This is a genomic window from Corynebacterium antarcticum, assembly GCF_016595285.2.
Classification (GTDB): Bacteria; Actinomycetota; Actinomycetes; order Mycobacteriales; family Mycobacteriaceae; genus Corynebacterium; species Corynebacterium antarcticum.
On the sequence record NZ_JAENIP020000001.1, the window covers coordinates 501077 to 520156 of the forward strand.

Annotated in this window: 19 protein-coding genes and 1 pseudogene; 4 read left to right on the plus strand and 16 right to left on the minus strand. The window is 68.5% G+C overall.

Features of this window, described 5'->3' with window-relative positions; translation table 11 throughout:
- Positions 1–40: 40 nt before the first annotated feature.
- The 12 genes and pseudogenes from trpC to hisD form a co-directional block, all read right to left on the minus strand.
- Complete coding sequence (trpC, locus tag JIM95_RS02210; RefSeq protein WP_200256982.1) at positions 41–850, minus strand: indole-3-glycerol phosphate synthase TrpC; 810 nt, start codon at positions 848–850, stop codon at positions 41–43.
- A 155-nt stretch (positions 851–1005) separates the two neighbouring features.
- Positions 1006–1677, minus strand: coding sequence for a TIGR02234 family membrane protein (locus JIM95_RS02215; RefSeq protein ID WP_200256981.1), 672 nt, complete (start codon positions 1675–1677; stop codon positions 1006–1008).
- Complete coding sequence (gene hisI, locus JIM95_RS02220) at positions 1674–2060, minus strand: phosphoribosyl-AMP cyclohydrolase (RefSeq protein WP_200256980.1); 387 nt, start codon at positions 2058–2060, stop codon at positions 1674–1676. The genes JIM95_RS02215 and hisI overlap by 4 nt, the downstream gene beginning before the upstream one ends.
- Positions 2057–2833 carry an imidazole glycerol phosphate synthase subunit HisF gene (gene hisF, locus JIM95_RS02225; protein ID WP_200256973.1) on the minus strand — a complete coding sequence of 259 codons (777 nt, stop codon included), beginning with the start codon at positions 2831–2833 and terminating at the stop codon, positions 2057–2059. The genes hisI and hisF overlap by 4 nt, the downstream gene beginning before the upstream one ends.
- A gap of 38 nt (positions 2834–2871) precedes the next feature.
- Positions 2872–3666: an inositol monophosphatase family protein gene (locus JIM95_RS02230; RefSeq protein ID WP_200257286.1), complete on the minus strand. Its 795-nt coding sequence runs from the start codon at positions 3664–3666 to the stop codon at positions 2872–2874.
- 14 nt (positions 3667–3680) lie between these two features.
- Complete coding sequence (gene priA, locus JIM95_RS02235) at positions 3681–4445, minus strand: bifunctional 1-(5-phosphoribosyl)-5-((5-phosphoribosylamino)methylideneamino)imidazole-4-carboxamide isomerase/phosphoribosylanthranilate isomerase PriA (RefSeq protein WP_200256970.1); 765 nt, start codon at positions 4443–4445, stop codon at positions 3681–3683.
- 57 nt (positions 4446–4502) lie between these two features.
- Positions 4503–5147: an imidazole glycerol phosphate synthase subunit HisH gene (gene hisH / locus JIM95_RS02240; protein ID WP_200256968.1), complete on the minus strand. Its 645-nt coding sequence runs from the start codon at positions 5145–5147 to the stop codon at positions 4503–4505.
- 527 nt (positions 5148–5674) lie between these two features.
- A pseudogene (locus tag JIM95_RS02245) lies at positions 5675–6934 on the minus strand (MFS transporter); the annotation flags it as partial.
- A gap of 58 nt (positions 6935–6992) precedes the next feature.
- Positions 6993–7184, minus strand: a complete 192-nt coding sequence (locus JIM95_RS02250; protein WP_234034514.1) for a hypothetical protein — start codon at positions 7182–7184, stop codon at positions 6993–6995.
- Positions 7185–7205: 21 nt separating this feature from the next.
- Complete coding sequence (gene hisB / locus JIM95_RS02255; RefSeq protein WP_200256964.1) at positions 7206–7853, minus strand: imidazoleglycerol-phosphate dehydratase HisB; 648 nt, start codon at positions 7851–7853, stop codon at positions 7206–7208.
- A 49-nt stretch (positions 7854–7902) separates the two neighbouring features.
- Positions 7903–9054 carry a histidinol-phosphate transaminase gene (locus JIM95_RS02260; RefSeq protein WP_200256962.1) on the minus strand — a complete coding sequence of 384 codons (1152 nt, stop codon included), beginning with the start codon at positions 9052–9054 and terminating at the stop codon, positions 7903–7905.
- Positions 9051–10394 carry a histidinol dehydrogenase gene (hisD, locus tag JIM95_RS02265; RefSeq protein ID WP_200256960.1) on the minus strand — a complete coding sequence of 448 codons (1344 nt, stop codon included), beginning with the start codon at positions 10392–10394 and terminating at the stop codon, positions 9051–9053. Before hisD ends, JIM95_RS02260 begins: the two co-directional genes overlap by 4 nt.
- Positions 10395–10622: 228 nt before the next feature.
- On the opposite strand from hisD, the gene JIM95_RS02270 reads away from it, so the two are divergent.
- Both JIM95_RS02270 and JIM95_RS02275 read left to right on the plus strand, forming a co-directional pair.
- On the plus strand, positions 10623–11711 hold the full coding sequence (locus JIM95_RS02270; RefSeq protein ID WP_200256957.1) for a YbjN domain-containing protein: 1089 nt from the start codon (positions 10623–10625) through the stop codon (positions 11709–11711).
- Positions 11704–12999 (plus strand): type III secretion system chaperone family protein, encoded by a 1296-nt coding sequence (locus tag JIM95_RS02275; RefSeq protein WP_200256950.1) that lies wholly within the window; start codon positions 11704–11706, stop codon positions 12997–12999. Before JIM95_RS02270 ends, JIM95_RS02275 begins: the two co-directional genes overlap by 8 nt.
- On the opposite strand, the gene JIM95_RS02280 is transcribed toward JIM95_RS02275, so the two are convergent.
- From JIM95_RS02280 to JIM95_RS02295, 4 genes are all read right to left on the minus strand, one after another.
- On the minus strand, positions 12881–13543 hold the full coding sequence (locus tag JIM95_RS02280) for a hypothetical protein (protein WP_200256942.1): 663 nt from the start codon (positions 13541–13543) through the stop codon (positions 12881–12883). The genes JIM95_RS02275 and JIM95_RS02280 overlap by 119 nt on opposite strands.
- Positions 13544–13604: 61 nt before the next feature.
- Positions 13605–13865: a biotin synthase auxiliary protein BsaP gene (gene bsaP, locus JIM95_RS02285; protein ID WP_200256940.1), complete on the minus strand. Its 261-nt coding sequence runs from the start codon at positions 13863–13865 to the stop codon at positions 13605–13607.
- Positions 13866–13886: 21 nt separating this feature from the next.
- Complete coding sequence (gene bioB / locus JIM95_RS02290) at positions 13887–14924, minus strand: biotin synthase BioB (protein ID WP_200256939.1); 1038 nt, start codon at positions 14922–14924, stop codon at positions 13887–13889.
- Between the two features lie 273 nt (positions 14925–15197).
- Complete coding sequence (locus JIM95_RS02295) at positions 15198–15884, minus strand: hypothetical protein (protein ID WP_200256936.1); 687 nt, start codon at positions 15882–15884, stop codon at positions 15198–15200.
- A gap of 288 nt (positions 15885–16172) precedes the next feature.
- On the opposite strand from JIM95_RS02295, the gene JIM95_RS02300 reads away from it, so the two are divergent.
- Positions 16173–16751 carry a TetR family transcriptional regulator gene (locus JIM95_RS02300; RefSeq protein WP_200256934.1) on the plus strand — a complete coding sequence of 193 codons (579 nt, stop codon included), beginning with the start codon at positions 16173–16175 and terminating at the stop codon, positions 16749–16751.
- A 9-nt stretch (positions 16752–16760) separates the two neighbouring features.
- On the plus strand, positions 16761–19076 hold the full coding sequence (gene glgX / locus JIM95_RS02305; RefSeq protein ID WP_200256932.1) for a glycogen debranching protein GlgX: 2316 nt from the start codon (positions 16761–16763) through the stop codon (positions 19074–19076).
- Positions 19077–19080 lie beyond the last annotated feature (4 nt).

Here is a 19080-nt window from a genome sequence, read left to right on the forward strand (position 1 = left end):
TGTCCCGAGACCCGGCGGCAACTTCAGGTGTGAATCAGGGTCACCACGTGGACGGACAGGCGGGGTGTTGTCCAGCGGTGACGAGTGTGCGGCACATGCCTGCGGGGTCCTCCGCTGTGACGAGTTCCTCACCGATGACGACGGCGTCCGCGCCGGATCCCGCGTAGCTCATCAGGTCCCGGGTCGTCCGGACCCCGGACAGTGCCACCCGGATGGTGCCACGGGGCAGTCCCGGTGCGATCTCCGCGAACGCCTCCCGGTTGATCGTCAGCGTCCGCAGGTCCCGGGCGTTGACCCCCACGACCCGGGCACCGGCCTGGATCGCCCGGGACGCCTCCTCCGGGGTGCGGACCTCGACCATGGCGGTCATTCCGAGCGACTGGACCCGGTCGAGCAGTGATTCGAGCCGCGCCTGGTCCAGCGCACTGACCAGCAGAGGCACCATGTCGACTCCGTAGTAGCGGGCCTCGTGGATCTGGTACGGGTCGAGGATGAAGTCGCGGCACATCACCGGCACCGTGACCGCGCTGCGCACCGCGCGGACATCCTCCAGGGAACCGTGGAAACGGCGTCGCTCCGTCTGACATCCGATGAGTCGGGCACCTCCCGCCTCGAAGGCGCACGCGAGTTCCGCCGGTGATTCGATCAATGCGATCGGCCCCTGGACGGGATTCGCCCGTTTCAGCTCGGCGATGACGCTGCATCCGGGCTGGGTGAGCGCCGCGATCGCGTCCCGCGCCGGTTCGACGTCACGGGAAAGGGCCTTCATCTCCTTGAACGGCACGACAGCCTCACGCGCGGCGACGTCCTCGACGACGCCTGCGATGATCTGGTCGAAAACCGTGGTCATGTCTGATCCGTCCGCGTGCGGTACCCGGCGGTCAGCCCGCCGGTGTTCAGGGACAAGGCTAACGGCTTTCCGGGTGTCCGGTGAAATTGTGTCGGCACCGCACCGCGACGACGTGCCCCCGTGTCACCCCTCCGCTACGGCGTGAGGACACGGAATCACCGCACCGGACCACCCCCTGCCCCCTCCCCCCGATCGTCCGTGGGGTCCATGTCCGCGTCGAGTGCGTCCCAGAGCACCCGTCCGGAATCGGGTGACTCCTCGAGGTCCTTCTCCAGCCGGGCCTGGCGGGCCCCCGGCGTGACGTATCTGCTGGATGCCTGCTGGGCGGCGCCACCGGGGCGCAGGACGAGCAGCACTCCCCCGACGAGGGCCAGAGCGCACCCCACGAACGCGACCGTGGGACCGGTGTGGTGGATGTCCAGGCCGGTGACCGTCGCCCAGTCGCTCAATGTCACCGGGGAGCTGGCCTTCTGGGTCGCGGCCCCCGAGGTGAGCAGCATCCGGGCCCGTTCGGGATCCGGTGTGCCCGCGAGGAGCGACAACGGTGCCCAGCTGGCGCCGACGGCCGCGATCGCCGTCAGCACGCCGATCACCCTGCGAACGTTCCTCCGTAGTGCGAGGGCCCCGAGGGTGCCGGCGACCAGCACGAGGGTGATCACGGTGACCTGCGAGGCCCACACGGCACCCGGAAGTTCGCGGACCGCATCCCCGGATTTGTCGTCGAACGCCCTGACCGTCACCCAGACCAGCCGGGAGGACAGCCACAGCAGGGCCGCGCCCGTGCCGACCGAGAGTGCCGCTACCTGCGGTAGACGCGGGGTCCTCACAGCAGCTCATCCGCGTCGAAGCAGGTGTGGTCCCCGGTGTGGCACGCCCCACCGGTCTGCCGGACCGTGAGCAGAACCGTGTCCCCGTCGCAGTCCAGTCGCACACCCGTGACCTCCTGGACGTGGCCCGAGGTCAGTCCCTTGATCCAGTACTCCCGACGCGACCGGGAGTAGTAGGTGCCCCGGCGGGTCGCGAGGGTGTAGGCCAACGCATGGGTATCCATCCATGCGAGCATCAGCACGTCCCCGGTCCCGTCCTCCCGGACGACGGCGGGCAGGAGCCCGGCATCGTTGAGTTTCAGGCGCTGCGCCACCGCCGGATCCAATTCGTACCGGGAGGGGTCATCGGTGTGGCCCGTGTCTGAGGTCGGATCGACGCTCATCGTCGGACCTCGAATCCGGCGTCGGCGAGCGCTTCCTTGACCTCGTCGATGGTGATCTCCTTGAAGTGGAAGATCGTGGCCGCGAGCACCGCGTCGGCACCGGCGGCGACCGCCGGCGGGAAGTGCTCCACGGCACCGGCACCGCCGGAGGCGATCACCGGGACGGTGACCGCCTCGCGGACCGCCTCCAGAAGCTCGAGGTCGAAGCCGTCCCGGGTGCCGTCACCGTCCATGGAATTCAGCAGGATCTCCCCCACCCCGAGCTCCTCACCGCGGCGCGCCCACTCGATCGCGTCGATACCCGCGGACCTGGAACCACCGTGGGTGGTCACCTCGAAGCCGGAGGGCTGGGGAGTTCCGCCCTCGGGTACGCGGCGGGCGTCGACGGACAGCACGATGCACTGCGCGCCGAAGCGTTCGGACAGTTCGCGGAGCAGCTCCGGCCGGGCGATGGCCGAGGTGTTGACGCTGACCTTGTCCGCCCCCGCACGGAGCAGCTGGTCGACGTCCTCGATGGAACGGACCCCACCGCCGACCGTCAGGGGGATGAACACCTGTTCGGCGGTCCTCCGGACGACGTCGAGCATCGTCCCCCGCCCGTCCTTCGACGCGGAGACATCCAGGAACGTCAGCTCATCGGCACCCTCGGCGTCGTAGCGGGCGGCGAGTTCCACGGGATCGCCAGCGTCACGCAGGTTGGCGAAGTTGACGCCTTTGACGACGCGGCCGTCGGCCACGTCCAGGCAGGGAATGATACGGACAGCTACGGACAAGTTCCGTCCGCCTCCTTCTCAGATCGGGTGAAGCGATTTCAACGGTCGGTGCCGAGGGTCTCACTGATCGTACCGAGGATGACGTCGTGCACGCCCTTCGCCCCGGCGACGACACCGAAGGAGTCCGGGTGCCACTCGTTTCCCGCGAGATCGGTCACCACACCCCCGGCGGCGCGGACGAGCAGGACGCCCGCGGCGTTGTCCCAGACGTGGGGGCTGAAGGTGACGGTACCGCCGAATATTCCGGCCGCGGTGAACGCGAGATCGAGGCCCACCGATCCCGTCACCCGGAGCCGGGGGTGCTTCGCACCCAGTCGGTCCAGGAGTTCGTGCCGCGCCCAGGTCGGGAACGAGGAGTGCACGGGAGAGATGATCGAACCGAAACCGATGTGGCTCAGCCAGGGGTCGCGCTCGGTGACGGGGCGCTGCGGCCGTCCGTTGCGCATCAGCGGCGAGCCGGTGTAGGCGGTGAAGCGCTGACCCGTAGCGGGCTGCGAGGTCAGGGCGCACACGGGCTGTCCGTCCACGAGGAGGCTCAGCAGGAACGCGCACATCGGGTTTCCCACGGCGAAGTTGGAGGTTCCGTCAACGGGATCGACGACCCAGACGGCGCCGGCGCCGAGATCTCCCCCCGCCTCCTCCCCGAACACGGGGATACCGGTGAGCAGCGTGAGCTGGCGGCGGACGGTCGCCTCGACGGCGAGGTCGACCTCGGTGGCGATGTCCCCCTCGCCCTTCTCCATGACGCGTGCCTCGCCGAGCGACGAGCGGATCATCCGCTCCGCGTCATCGGCGACGGCCTCAGCCACCGCGAGCAGCCCGCGGGCATCCAGATCTCCGGACACGGTCAGCCGCGCCCGGTCGGATCGTCGGTCGGCTTCCCGGCGACGGCGGCGAGCGCCTCGGGGAGGGTGAAACGTCCCTCGTAGAGGGCCTTGCCGATGATGACGGAGTCGATTCCCTCGTCCACGTGGGGCATCAGTCCGGTGACGTCGGAGAGCTCCGCGATTCCACCGGACGCGGTGACGGGTGCGTCCGTGGCAGCGGCCACGTCGCGCAGGAGGTCGATGTTCGGTCCGGTCAAGGTGCCGTCCCGGGAGACGTCGGTGACGACGAACCGGCTGCACCCCGCCCGGTCGAAGCGCTCGAGGATCTCCCAGAGATCGCCGCCGTCGGACACCCATCCACGACCGCGCGTCCGCCACTCGCCGTCGATGAGGCGGACATCGAGGCCGATCGCGACGCGGTCACCGTGGGTGCCGATGATCTTCTCGGCCCATTCCGGGTTCTCCAGCGCTGCGGTGCCGATGTTCACGCGGCGGGCACCGGTCGCGAGCGCCCGTTCGAGGGACGCGTCATCCCGGATGCCACCGGTCAGCTCCACGTCGATGTCGAGTCGGCGCACGACCTCGGCCATCATCCCGTGGTTGGATCCCCGACCGAAGGCGGCGTCAAGGTCGACGAAGTGCAGCCACTCCGCCCCCTGGTCCTGCCAGTTGAGTGCGGCGTCCAGCGGGCTGCCGTAGCTCTTCTCACTGCCCGCCTCCCCCTGGTGCAGGCGGACGGCTCTGCCGTCCACGACGTCGACTGCGGGTAGAAGTGTGAGGCTCATGGGGCCAATCCTAGCGATGCCGGGACAAGGTGCGACACCCCGTCGGTGGGTCGGTGGTCAGAGTGTATCGATCCAGTTGCGCAGGAGCTCGGCCCCGGCGTCCCCGGACTTCTCGGGGTGGAACTGGGTTGCCCACAGCGGGCCGTTCTCCACTGCGGCGAGGAACCGGTCCCCCTCGTGCTGCGCCCAGGTGAGCGTCGGCGGCGTGAGGGCGTCATCCTCCGGCATGTCCCAGCTCCGGACCGCGTAGGAGTGGACGAAGTAGAAACGCTCGTCGGCGATACCGCGGAACATCCGGGAGTCCGCCGGGACGTCGACCGTGTTCCAGCCCATGTGCGGCAGGATGTTCGCCCGGAGCTTCTCCACCGTTCCCGGCCACTCACCGCAGCCTTCAGCCGCGGTGCCGTGTTCCACACCGCGTTCGAACAGGATCTGCATACCGACGCAGATGCCGAGGACCGGACGCGACCCGGCCAGCCGCTCGCCGATGAGCCGGGCACCGTGAACGTTGCGCAGACCGTCCATGCACGCGGCGAACGCCCCGACGCCGGGGACGAGGAGGCCGTCCGCCGCGAGCACGGTCCCCGGGTCGCTGGTCACGGTCACCTCGGCACCGGCGCGCTCGAGCGCGCGGTGGGCGGACCGGAGGTTTCCGGAGCCGTAGTCGAGGAGGGCCACGGTGGGGGTCTTGCGGCTGGTCATCTTGTGCTCCCGGTGGATTGTGTGTCGGTGTCGGGGTCGGTGGTGGGGTCGTCGGTTGTCCGGCGGGCGGCGTCTTCCCCGCCAGCCCGCGGCTTCTCCGGCGCGGGCGTGGTCCGTCCGGTGCCACCCGGGCTGGGGTCCACGGGCGTGACAGAGGACGTCTTCGGGGTCCGCTCCTGTCCGCCCTGGCCGGGACGGTCCGGGGAACGGAGTTCCGCCAGTCTCCTGCACTCCATCTCCCGGGCTTCCGCCCGGGCGCGTTCGATGTGCTCCTGGGCCTCCCTTCGGGCACGCTCGACGTGCGCGCGGGCGTCCGCCCGGATCTCCCGGACCTGGATCCTGTACTCCCGCTGGTCGGATTTCCGCTCGGCCTTGAGGGCGCGGCGCTCGGCCGCCTCCGCACGGAGTTCGGCGTTGAACTCCTCACGGCTCATGCCCTCCGGGCGGCGCCGGACATGCGGGCGCGGGGTGTTCTTGGCGAGTAGTTCGGCCACGTGCACGGGTTTCATGCCCGCCCGGCCGATGGCCCGGGCACTGCGTACCGCGGTGCGGGCCATCGGCACGCGCCGGAGGGTGGCGCGCGTGTTGTTGTACTCCGCGATGCGGTGCCGGCCGATGACCCGGTCCGCGACCACGACGGCGAGACCGAGAACCACGAGACCGGCCGCCGTCCCGAAGGACCCGGAGTAGGCGGCGCGCGCGGCCACGACACCGAGAACCACGGAGCCGAGGCCGGTGCCGGAGTCGAAGGCGATGTTCCACATCGCGGATGCCTCGGTGACCTTCGACCGGGGCAGCCGGGCGAACATCATCAGCAGCGCCTCATTCTGGACGGCACCGAAACCGGCGCCGAACAGCAGGGCGGAGAGGAGCAGCAGCCACGGGTTGAGCCCCGCGGCGAGGACGAGGGTCGCGAGCGCCAGACCGACGACCCCGGCGACGAGCGACGGGATGACCAGTCGCCCGGCCTCGCCACGGCGGTCCGCGATGACGCCGGCGCCGTAGCGGCTGAGCATCTGGGATCCCCCGACGACCGCCAGCACGAGTCCTCCGACCACGGCGCCGCTGGCCGGGTCGAGTTCCTTCACCGCGGCGGGGAGGAAGGATGAGATGGCGCCGTAGCCCATCGCGATGGTGGAGATCGCGAGCGCCGGGACGGTGATGAGCTTCCAGGTCGCGACGGAGTACCCGCTCTCCGTGATGGAGCCGGTGCCGCGCAGGGACTCTCGCTTCTCCGGGGACAGCCGCGGAAGGGACCAGCACAGTGCGGTGGCACCGATGCCGATGACCGAGGAGATGATGTAGACCGAGGTGAATCCGATCGTCTCCGCGAGATAGAGCCCCGCCGGCAGGAAGAGCATCTGCAGGAGCCCGACGACGAGCCCCAGCGCCCCGGACGCCTTTCCGAGGAACCTCCGGGCCACGAGTTCGGCCATCAGCGCGGACTGGGCGACCGTCAGTGCGCCGAAGCCGACGCCACGGACCGCGGAGATCGTGAGCACCGGGATCGCGTCCACGGAGAAGGCGTACAACGCGGAGGGCACGCACAGGAGGAAGGCCGAGACGACCATCACCGGGATGTAGCCGAACCGGCGCAGCGCCTTCGGGGTGAACATCTGGGTGAGAACGGTACCCGCCATGAATACACCGGTGACGGAACCGGCGAGACTGTCGGAGCCGCCCGAACTGATCACCGCGAGCGGGACCACCGGGAGCATCAGCGACCAGGAGGCGAAGGCGGCGGCGACGGCGGTCAGCGTCGTCTTCAGCGCCGGGCTGCTCCACATGTTGTCGAGCTTCTCGAGTTCATCGCGTGACAGCAGCCGCGCCGACGTCTTCACCTATCTAACCCACCTCTCCCAGTAGCCACAGCAGCGCTGCGGCGAACGCCGCGGCCGCCGCCAGAGCGCCGATGAATGTCATGACCCGGTTCTCGGCCTGGTAAGCCGCCCAGGTTCCGCCGACCAGGAGGCCGGCGATGAGGAACAGCAGGTAGATGAACCAGTGTGCGGAACCGTCCTGCTGTCCGGCTGCCACTCTAACAAGGTCCGGCATCGGTTACAGCGACCCCTTGGTGGATGGGATTCCCGAGACCCGGGGATCCGGTTCCGTCGCAGCTCTCAGTGCCCGCGCCACGGCCTTGTACTCGGCCTCGGTGATGTGGTGCGGGTCGCGCCCGTAGTGGCACCGCACGTGGAGGGCGATCTGCGCGTTGAAGGCGAGCGACTCGAAGAAGTGCCGGTTGATGACGGTGGCGTAGTGGCCGCCGATCACGGCGGTGATCATCTGGTCCGGTTCGCCGTCCATGACGAAGTAGGGACGGCCCGAGACGTCCACGATCGCCTCGCACAGCGTCTCGTCCATCGGCAGCTGGCACGACCCGAAGCGGCGGATGCCGGACTTGTCCCCCAGCGCCTCCCGGATCGCCCCTCCCAGCACGATCGCGGTGTCCTCGACGGTGTGGTGCGCATCGACGTCGGTGTCCCCCGAGGCGTGGACGGTGAGGTCGAAGCTGCCGTGCGTGCCGAACGCGGTGAGCATGTGGTCGAAGAACGGCAGCCCGGTGCTGATCTCGCAGTTTCCGGTGCCGTCCAGGTCGATCTCCACCGCGATGGTCGACTCGCGGGTGGCGCGTTCCACGCGGGCCCGACGGCTTGCGTCGGTGCCCTCGGATTCGTTGCTGATGGTGTGATTCAGGTCAGCCATGACTTGTCGTCTCGTTCCTCGTGACTCGGTGGCGGGTGCTGGGATGGTTCTACGTGGTGGACGCGCCACCGGGGGTGATACCGGCTGCGGCCGCGATGTCCCGGGCCGCCGCGATGAAGGCATCGTTCTCCTCGTCGAGACCGACCGTGGCGCGCAACCGGTGCGGCACACCCACGTCCCGGATGAGTACACCGGCGTCGAGGAAGCGGCGCCAGACGGCCGCCGCGTCGTCGAAATGCCCGAAGAAGATGAAGTTCGACCTGCTGGGCACGACGTCGTATCCCAGTTCCTCCAGGGCCGCGACGACGCGCTCGCGCTCCGCGGCGATCCGGGCGACCGTCGCCAGGGTGTCCCGGGAGTGCTTCAGTGCCACGATCGCCGCGGCCTGCGACAGCGTCGACAGGTGGTACGGCAGGCGCACGAGCATGACCGCGTCGATGAATGCGGGGGCCGCGACGAAGTAACCGAGTCTGCCACCGGCGAAGTCGAAGGCCTTGCTCATCGTCCGCGACACCACGAGTCGCGCGGGGAACTCCTCGATGAGCTCCACGGCGGAGGGTCCGTCGTTGAACTCGGCGTAAGCCTCGTCGATGATGACGATGCCCGGCGCGGCCCCGACGATCCGGCGGATGTCGTCGAGGGAGGTCACATCCCCCGTGGGGTTGTTCGGGGTGGTCACGAAGACAACATCCGGCCGGAGCCGCTCGATCTCGGCCAGAGCCAGGTCCATGTCGATGCTGAAGTCGGAGCCCCGTGCGCAGCGGAGGAACTCGGTGTGCGTACTCGTGGAGAGGATGGGGTGCATGGAGTAGCTGGGGACGAATCCCAGGGCCGTTCGGCCCGGGCCGCCGAAGGCCTGGAGCAGCTGCTGGAGTACCTCGTTGGAGCCGTTGGCAGCCCAGAGGTTCTCCCGCGTGACGGCGACCCCGGTCTGCTCCGAGATGTACGCGGCGAGCTGGTCCCGCAGTTCGACACAGTCGCGTTCGGGGTACCTGTTCAGGTCCACGGCGAGCTGGCGCACCGTGTCCACGAGTTCCTCGACGAGGGCGTCCGACGGGGGGTACGGGTTCTCGTTGGTGTTCAGCCGGACGGGGACGTCGAGCTGCGGCGCACCGTAGGCGTGTTCGCCGCGCAGGGCCTCCCGGAGGGGAAGATCCGCGAGGGTCGTGTCCGCTGCCAGCGGAGTGGGGGCGTCAGTCATCGGTTGTCCTCGGTGGTTGAGTCGGTGGGCAGGTTCTCGAAGCGGGCGCGGATGGCCTCGCCGTGGGCGGGCAGATCCTCGGCGTCCGCCAGTGCGACGACGGTGTCCGCGACACCCTTCAGGGCGGTCTCGTCGTACTCGATGAGGTGGACGGCCTTGAGGAACGTCCGGGTGTTCAGACCGGACGAGTGGCGCGCGGTGCCCGAGGTCGGCAGGACGTGGTTGGAGCCGGCGGAGTAGTCGCCGAGCGGTACCGGCGCATACGGGCCGACGAAGATGGCGCCGGCGTTCCGGACGCGCCGGGCGACGGCCGTGGCGTTCTCGGTGTGGATCTCCAGGTGCTCGGCACCGTAGGCGTCGACGACGCGGATCCCGGTCTCGAGGTCGTCGACGAGGATGATGCCGGACTGGGGCCCCGTGAGCGCCTGTGCGACCCGCTCGGAGTTGCGGGTCACCCCGTACCGCGCGGCGACCTCACGGTCGACCGCCTCGGCGAGTTCCCGGGAGTCGGTGACCAGGACGCTGGCGGCCATGACGTCGTGTTCCGCCTGACTGATCAGGTCGTACGCCAGGTGGACCGGGTCGGCGGTCCTGTCCGCGAGGATGGCGATCTCCGTCGGCCCTGCCTCCGAGTCGATGCCGACGACGGAGCGGCACAGTCGCTTGGCCGCGGTGACGAAGATGTTTCCGGGGCCGGTGATCATGTCGACCGGGGCGAGAGCTGCGGTCTCCTCATCACCGTAGGCCAGCAGGGCGACCGCCTGCGCCCCTCCGACGGCCCACACCTCGTCCACGCCGAGCAGCGAACAGGCCGCGAGGATGGTGGGGTGCGGCCAGCCTCCGTGCGCCGCCTGGGGCGGCGAGGCGACGACGAGGGTGTCCACGCCGGCCTCCTGCGCGGGGATCACGTTCATGAGAACGCTGGACGGGTAGACGGCGTTCCCGCCGGGGACGTAGAGCCCGACGCGTTCGACCGGGATGAACCGCTCCTCGACGGTCCCCCCGGGGGCGAGTTCGACGGTGTGCCCCTCCGGGACCTGTGCCCGGTGCACCTTCCGGATCCGGTCGATGGACTCCTCCAGGGCGGCGCGGACCTGCGGATCGAGGGTGTCCACCGCTGCGTGGATGACGTCATCCGGCACCCGGACGCTGTCCGGGGTCACCCCGTCGAACTTCCGCCCGTAGGCGAGCGCCGCGGTGGCACCGTTGTCACGGACATCCGCGACCAGCAGCGCGACGACGTCGAGGACGGAGTCGACGTCCGTGCCCCCTCTGGGCAGGGTGCGCCGCAGATGACTACCGGTCGGAGTCTGGCCGGTGAGGTCGGTGAGCGTGAGCATGGGCATTTCCTGCATCATCCCGTTCATGTGTCTGCGTTGGTGGTGGCGGTCCCCGGCCCCCGGTACGACACCGGGAAACGGCGGTCCTGTCTGCGCCATTGTATTCGGCTCCGGTTCCGCGGATGTCACGGGTGCACCGGACCGGGGCGTGACCCCCGGCCACCGCGTATATTGGCGGAGAGGTTCGGGAGAGGTTCGAAGGCCACACGGTGAGGAGGGAAGCAGATCATGGGCGACCGCACCGGGGGACACACGGGCCCCACGAGAGTCAGCCTCGCTGACGTGTCTGCGGCCGTCAGCGCGTGTGACTACCGCTTCCTGTCCGGCACCCGGCGACTGCTGCTGCCCTGGGAGACTCACAGGGTGCTCGTCTACATCGGCCGGATCGACGCCCCGGTGCTCATCGCGGAGGGGCAACTGCGCGGAACCCTCGATCTCTCGGACATCAACGCCCTGGCACACGCCATCACGACCTGGAACGCGGAGCGGATCAATCCGACCGCGATGCTGGAGATCACCGACGACGGGGCGGTCTCGGTCCACTTCCGTACCGCGCTGCCCATCGGGGCGGGGGCCACCGGCGAGCAACTGCGCACCTTCATCCGGTCCGCGATGCAGGCGACGGAGCTGGCCGCCGACCGTGTACTCACCGAGTTTCCGCAGTTGAAGCCCACTGAGTCGACGGAGGGCCACGGCGACGGCCTCGACGCGGACGCCCTGCACGGACCGCTCCGGCTCCAGACGGACCCGGAGGACAGCAACCATGACCCGGACGAGGGGACACCCACCGTGACTGAACCGGATGATCCGGACGAGGACCGCGACATCAGCGACGGGGTCAACTCCAACGCCAACGGGGACACCGGTGTCCCGGACCCGGATCCACCGTCCCCGGTGGATCTGGCCCGGCTGGAGGCGACGTTGAAGGACCTCGGCATCCACGGGATGCACAGAGGGGAGAACTGGCTCGCGACGACGGTCAACAGTGTTCTCATCGGGCTCCACCTGGACAACGGCCCGTCACTCATTCTCCGCGGTCTGTGGGACCCGAACCTCGATCCGGAGCGGGACTTCATGCGGATCTTCCTCTGCTGCAACACCTGGAACGAGAAGTCCGCGCTGACCAAGGCCTACTGTCACACCGACGACGACGGTCTCCAGGTCCGCGTGGAGATGTCGGTCCCGACGGCCGCCGGACTGACCCCCACCCAGCTCCGGCACACGCTCTCCCTCGGGCTCCGTCGCGTCCTGATCGCGGTCGGATCCATCAGCGAGGATGTCACCGGGGTGTCGGTGGTGGAATGGCCCGATGAGTGACCCGGTGCCCTCCACCGACCACGGACGGGACCCCACCGGTCGTGTCCCGGATGACCCTTCCGGTCTGTTCCCCGGGGCTCCACCTACCGGCGAACTCAACCGTGGACTGAGGCTGACTCTCCTCCGGGTGTCCGGACCGGCACCACTCCGGATGCTGCGCCGCCGCCGGCGTTCCGGCCGCCGCTCGACCCGGCCCCTGACCTTCGACATGGTCGAGGCCGCACTGGAGGAGTTCGGGGTGCGGTACTCGACGGCCGCGGACCGGATCATGGTCGCCTGGCCGAGCGTCCGCGGTGAGTTCCTCGTGATCCGCGACAACGGTGGACTGCACCTCGTGTTCCGGGGACGGCTCCGGGGGCGGACCGGAGTGGGTCACCTGCCCGTCCTGCAGGACGCCCTCGCGCTGGGTGAGCAGCGTTCCCTGCCGGTGTGCTTCTACCCGTCGGTTGCGGCGGACGGGACCCTCAGCGTCCGGTTCCACGCGTCCCTGTGCGTCGACGCGGGGATCTCCGACGATCAGTTGCGTACGTTCCTGGAGAGATCCCTCATCCTCGTGATCACGGGGTGCCTCGCACTCATCGACGAGATCCCGTCCCTGGCCGGTCCCAGGATCAATCCCCCGGAACTGCTGCGCACCGATGCGGTGGAGGCCACGCGGCCGGTGCCGGGGACCGTCATCCTCCGGCCGGGATCGCACCCGGTGGAACCCGGGATACCGGAACCACTCGACATGTACCGCCTCCGGATCATCCTGGAACGGATCCGCGGGGACGCGGAACCCCACCCCAGGTTCCGGGCCCTCACCCTGACGGTCGACGAGGTCGAGGTCCAGATCACCGTGACCACCGATGCCGCGGGAGTCGCCGGAGGCGATCTCATCGTCATCTCCCGGTGGGAGGTCCCCGTGGAGGGCCCCGCCACCGGGGTGTTCGGGGAGGCTTCGACGGCGTGTGCCGCGTTCGACCGCCGCTGTCAGACCGTCAACGCCCGGGCGGCACTCGTGGACGACGGATCGGACGGCGCCCGGGACCGTGTGGTCGTCTGCGCGGTGGCGGTGTTCCCAGTCGCGGTCGGGGCGACCGACGCACAACTCGAGGCGGCGATCGGATGCGGGATCACGGGCGTCGTGGAGGCGGTCACCGTGATCCGGGGGCACTGTCCCGGCCCCGCTAGGCACTGCCCGGAATTGACGGCGGGCGGTCGGCGTCGTCGTAGACCGGGGTGCGGTCCGGCCGGACCAGGACCGCCGCGGACCAGTAGGTCAGCAGCGCGAGGTACGGAGCGATGACCACACCCCAGTGGAGCGTCACCTGGGGGATGAAGGCGTAGTCCTGGCTGATCTGCAGCGCATCCTCGGCGGGCACCGGATGCACGAGATGTGCCACGGCATCACTGATGCCGACGATGGTGAATGCACCGATGAGCGAGCAGAACGTCACCCACGCGAGCATCCTCGGCCCGAGGAGTTCGGGAGCGCGGAAGAACGCGATCAACGCGACGACGATCCCGAGGATCGAGCTTCCGGTGATCATCCCCAGCCACGTGTCGAACTCCTGGGACCCGGGCGCGACCGTCACCACGGCGGCGTCCTCCATGACCCTCCCCATGTAGACGGGTCGGAACAGCCCGGAGAGAACGCCCGCGACCAGGGCCAGAATGAGTGAGAGCGCGAGGATCCCGGCATAGGATCCCGTGGACCGCCTGACCCTGGGCAGCAGCCGTCGAACCGGTGTCACGCCGGCCGACGGCGAATCTCCCGGGCCGTCACCGGCGTGCACGTCGACGGTCTCTGGCGCGTCCGGATGCCCGTCTGCGTGGTCAGGATGGTTCATGGACGTCCAATCTACGCGGAGAACCCGCCGTCACCTAGTGCCGGGGAGTACCGGCGAACGGTCAGCGCCGGCCGAGGTAGGCGGAGTCGACCCGTCCGTGCCGGGAGCACGAGGCGTCCCATCCGTCGGGCCGGATCTGCACCACCATCCTGCGACCGCAGAGCTGGCAGTAGCGGGGCGCCTCCAACCCGGCACGCGCCGAGGGGGACAACCGGACCGTCTCCCCGTCGGCCAGGCACTGGCCGGTGTTCGGGTGGTACACGGGGGCCGCCCCCGTGATCAGTGCCTCGAGGAGGTCGGTGTTGTCCGCGATGCGGGCCATGGGTCCAGGTCTCCGGATTCTCTAGCAGGTGGAGTTGAGCGCCTTGATGGGCAGTCGCAGCTTACCCATCATCTCGAGATCCTGCTCCTGGGGCCGTCCGAGGGTGGTGAGGTAGTTGCCGACGATGATCGCGTTGATGCCGCCGAGGAGCCCCTGCTCAGCGCCCAGGTCGCCGAGTGTGAGCTCCCTGCCACCGGCGAAGCGGAGGATCGTCTTCGGCAGCGCGAGACGGAAGGCGCCGATCGCGCGGAGCGCGTCCTGGGCGGGCATGACCTCGTAGTCGGCGAATGGCGTCCCGGGGCGCGGGTCGAGGAAGTTCATCGGCACCTCAGTCGGATCGAGCACCGCCAGATCCTGGGCGAACTCGGCCCGCTGTTCGAGAGACTCCCCCATGCCGAGGATGCCGCCGCAGCACACCTCCATGCCCGCCTCCTTGACCATCCGGAGCGTGTCCCGGCGGGTCTCCCACGAGTGGGTCGTGACGACCTGGGGAAAGTAGGAACGGGCGGTCTCGAGGTTGTGGTTGTAGCGGTGCACGCCGGCGGCGGCCAGGCGGTCGACCTGGTCCTGGGTCAGGATGCCCACGGACGCCGCCACCTCGATGTCGACCTCGGACTTGATCGCCGCGACGGCCTGCTCGAGCTGGGACAGGAGGCGCTCATCGGGCCCCTTGACGGCGGCGACGATGCAGAACTCCGTCGCTCCGGTCTTCTGGGTCTGCTTCGCGGCCTCGACGAGTGCGGGAATGTCCAGCCACGCGGAACGGACGGGCGACTCGAAGAGACCGGACTGCGAGCAGAAGTGGCAGTCCTCGGGACACCCGCCGGTCTTCAGGGAGATGATCCCCTCCATCTCCACCTCTTCGCCGCACCACTTCAGACGGACCTCGTGCGCCAGCTCGAGAAGTTCCGGGAGGCGGTCGTCCGGCAGATTCAGTACGGCGAGGGTCTCCTCCTTGTCCAGCCCGACCCCGCCTTCGAGGACCTTCTTCCGGGCAAACGCGAGAATGTCGTCCTGCGCTCGCTCTGACACATCACTGTCGATGGTTGCGTTGGTCATTTGTCGGTCCTCCCGGGGATGGGGCTCCGGGCTCTTGTCCCGGGTACCCTAAAGGTCGTGCTGGTGGTCATTGGAAAACCACGATACCGACTCAGTTGAACGCTGTTCAAAAAATGGGGGACGTAAACGACCGGCTAACCCGATCCGGGGGGGAGCTGCACGAGAGCTGCAGAAATGCCGAAACCCCCGCCCGAACCCCTATCGGGGTTCCCGGGCGGGGGTTTTCGGTTCCGCCTGTCGCCACCGTCACCCTGCGCCGGTGACGGACTCCGATCAGTCGCAGAGCTTCCAGACGCCGTCCTCCTTGAGGAACCGCATCGTACCGGTCTCGACCTCGTTGCCCGCGTTGGCGGTCACCGTGGCGGAGGCGGTGTTACCCTCGACCATGATGTCGGTCACACTCTGCACCTCGGCCCTGCGCCCCTGCAGTTCGGGGATCATGTCCATCGGGACATCGGGGATCTGGTTGAGGTCGTACGCCTCGCGACCACCGTTGGCCTGGAGCACCGAATTGCAGGTGTTGTCGAGGATGCCCCCCAGGTAACCCCTCAGGGTCGGCGCCCACGCGACCCGACGTGCCAGATCCTCGATGGCCCGGGCCTCTTCAGGGGTCGCCGGACGGCCACCCTGAACCGGGGACGCCGGCTTCGGGGACGGGAGATTGGCTGCGGCCGCCGCCACCGCAGCCGCAGCCTCCTGATCCGGTACCGGCGCGGGGGCCGGCGCAGAGGTCGTCTCGGACATCAAGGTCTCCCCCGATGCGGTCGTCGTGGTGCTGCTCGTGGTCGAAGTGGAGGTCTCGGTCGAGGTCAACGTCGAGGTCGACGCGGACGTGGAGGTGGTTGACGTGGCATCGGCCGCGTCATCTCCGTTGGAGCTGCACGACACCACGCTCATGGAGAGCGGGGCGATCAGTGCGGCTGCTGCAATGGTCTTCTTCGCGAGACTGAGACTCGGCACGGGGTACTCCTGACTAGTTTATTCGGACAGCGCGGCGACCGCGCCCTGATCTGAAGTTTCATGTGGCCTGGCGCTCCAACACTAACAACCGCATCCCAGATTCCCCGTTGTTTTTCCTTAAACTTGGGCAATAAACCGGGGCAATCCCCGACCGGCGTCGGATGTGCGCCATCACGGCACGAACTCCATGGTCCGCAAATCTACTGCACCGCGCCCTCCCGATCCACCACCGGCCCGATCTGCACCGGAAACACCTCCGGTGACGCCGGGCCGAGCTATCGTGACGGTGTGCAACTGACCCGCGAGTCCATCATCACCGCCAGCCTCGATATCGCAGACACGTACGGGTTGGCGGACATGACCATGCGCCGTGTGGCACGGCAGCTCGGGGTCGCCCCGGGCGCCCTCTACTGGCACTTCCCCAGCAAGCAGGCACTCATCGCGGCCATCGGACGGGCCATCTGTGCTCCGGTCCTCGACGATGCCGCGACTGTCGCCGGCGCCACATGGACGGAGGCCACCGTCGCGATGTGCAGCCGCCTCCGGAACGCGCTCCTCGACCACCGCGACGGAGCGGAGATCGTCTCAGCGGCTCTGTCTGACCCCGACCTCCGGAACCGGCTCACGGCCACTATTTCCGCAGCTCTCGACGCTGGAAGTGAGTTGAGCGCGGTGCACAGGGAGGCCGGCGCCGTGACACTGCTGCACTTCATCATGGGGGAGACACTCCACGAGCAGTCGGTCGCGGCCCTCAGGATCGCGGAGGGCGCGGATTCTTCCGGGACGTCCACCACGACCGGCGAAACCACGTTCCGGCGGGGTGTGGCGCTCGTGCTGAAGGGACTTGGCGCCCCGCGGGATATATGATTGCTCACCATGACTAGTTCCACCGCAGACGCCCACGAGGTTTGGCCCGGCGACGCCTACCCGCTCGGCTCCACGTACGACGGAGCCGGCACCAATTTCGCCCTCTTCTCCGACGTCGCGGAAAAGGTCGAGCTCTGCCTGCTCGACGAGGACAACAACGAGACCCGAATCCCGATCGAGGAGGTGGACGCCCACACCTGGCACTGCTACCTCCCCGGGATCCAGCCCGGCCAGCGCTACGGCTACCGGGTCTACGGCCCCTACGATCCCGACAACGGCCACAGGTGTGACCCCAACAAGCTGCTCGTCGATCCCTACGCCAAGGCCTTCGACGGGGAGTTCGACGGCCACCCCTCCCTGTTCTCCTACGACATCAACGATCCCGAGGACCTCACCAAGCGCAACACAGAGGATTCCCTCGGTCACACGATGACTTCCGTGGTCATCAACCCCTTCTTCGACTGGGCCAACGACCGGGCCCCGAAGACCCCGTACCACGAGACCGTCATCTACGAGGCCCACGTCAAGGGAATGACGATGACGCACCCGGATGTCCCGGAGAACCTCCGCGGCACGTACGCGGGGCTCGCGCACCCGTCCATCATCGAGTACCTGCAGGATCTCGGTGTGACCGCCATCGAACTGATGCCCGTCCACCAGTTCCTCCAGGACGACCGGCTCCGCGAGCTCGGCCTGCGGAACTACTGGGGATACAACACGTTCGGTTTCCTCGCGCCGCACCAGGATTACGCGGCGGCAACGAAGCCGGGTGGGGCCGTCAGCGAGTTCAAGGGAATGGTCCGGGCGTTCCACGACGCGGGTATCGAGGTCATCCTCGACGTGGTCTACAACCACACCGCCGAGGGCAACCACATGGGACCGACCATCGTGTTCCGCGGAATCGACAACGCCGCCTACTACCGACTCGTCGAGGACGACAAGCGGCACTACATGGACTACACGGGCACGGGCAACAGCCTGAATGTCCGGCACCCGCACACCCTGCAGCTGATCATGGACTCCCTCCGCTACTGGGTGACCGAGATGCACGTCGACGGTTTCCGCTTCGACCTCGCCTCGACCCTCGCGCGCGAGCTCCACGACGTGGACCGGCTGTCCGCGTTCTTCGATCTCGTCCAGCAGGATCCGGTGGTCAGCCAGGTCAAACTCATCGCCGAGCCGTGGGACATCGGCGAGGGTGGCTACCAGGTGGGCAACTTCCCGCCGCTGTGGACCGAATGGAACGGCAAGTACCGGGACACCGTGCGTGACTTCTGGCGCGGCGAACCCGCGACCCTCGGCGAGTTCGCTTCGCGGCTGACCGGTTCCTCGGACCTCTACGCGAACAACGGCCGCCGCCCCACGGCGTCCATCAACTTCGTCACAGCCCACGACGGCTTCACCCTCAACGACCTGGTCAGCTACAACGAGAAGCACAACGACGCCAACGGTGAGGACGGCCGCGACGGCGAGAGCCACAACCGGTCCTGGAACTGCGGTGTGGAGGGCCCGAGCTCCGATCCGGAGGTCAGGCAGCTCCGCGCACAGCAGCGCCGGAACTTCCTCACCACACTCCTGCTGAGCCAGGGCACCCCGATGATCGCCCACGGCGACGAGATGGGCCGCACCCAGGAGGGGAACAACAACGTCTACTGCCAGGACTCCGAACTGTCCTGGATCGACTGGGACCAGGCGGAGGACAACAAGACGCTGGTGAACTTCACCCGCCGACTCCTGCGGATCCGGGCGAACCACCCCGTGTTCCGGCGGCGTCGTTTCCTCGCGGGTGGACCGCTGGGTGACGATGACGTCCGCCAGCGCGACATCGCCTGGCTCGTTCCCTCCGGCAAGCTGATGACCCAGGCCGACTGGGACTTCACCTTCGGCAAATCCCTGATGGTCTACCTCAACGGCGACGCCATCGCGGAGCCCGGTGAACGCGGGGAGCGGATCACCGACGACTCCTTCATCATGTGCTTCAACGCGTACCACGAACCGTTGGAGTTCACGCTCCCCGGGAAGCGCTTCGGCGTGCGCTGGCGTCTGATCGTCGACACGGTCGAGGAGACCGGGTACCCGCTGGAGGAGGAGGTCATCGAGGCCGGAGGGAAGATCACCGTCCCCGCCCGCTCGACGATGATCCTCAAGCAGATGGAGCCCCCGGCGGAGGAACCGGACGAGGAGCCCGGCAACGACCGCAGCGCCCCGGGTTGCGTCCACGGGACGGACGACGAAATGCCGGAGTCGAAGACCCCGGCCGCCGGTCCCCTGCGCACCGGTGCCACCGAAGACGACTACCGCGACCGGACCGGGGACTACATCTGATCCG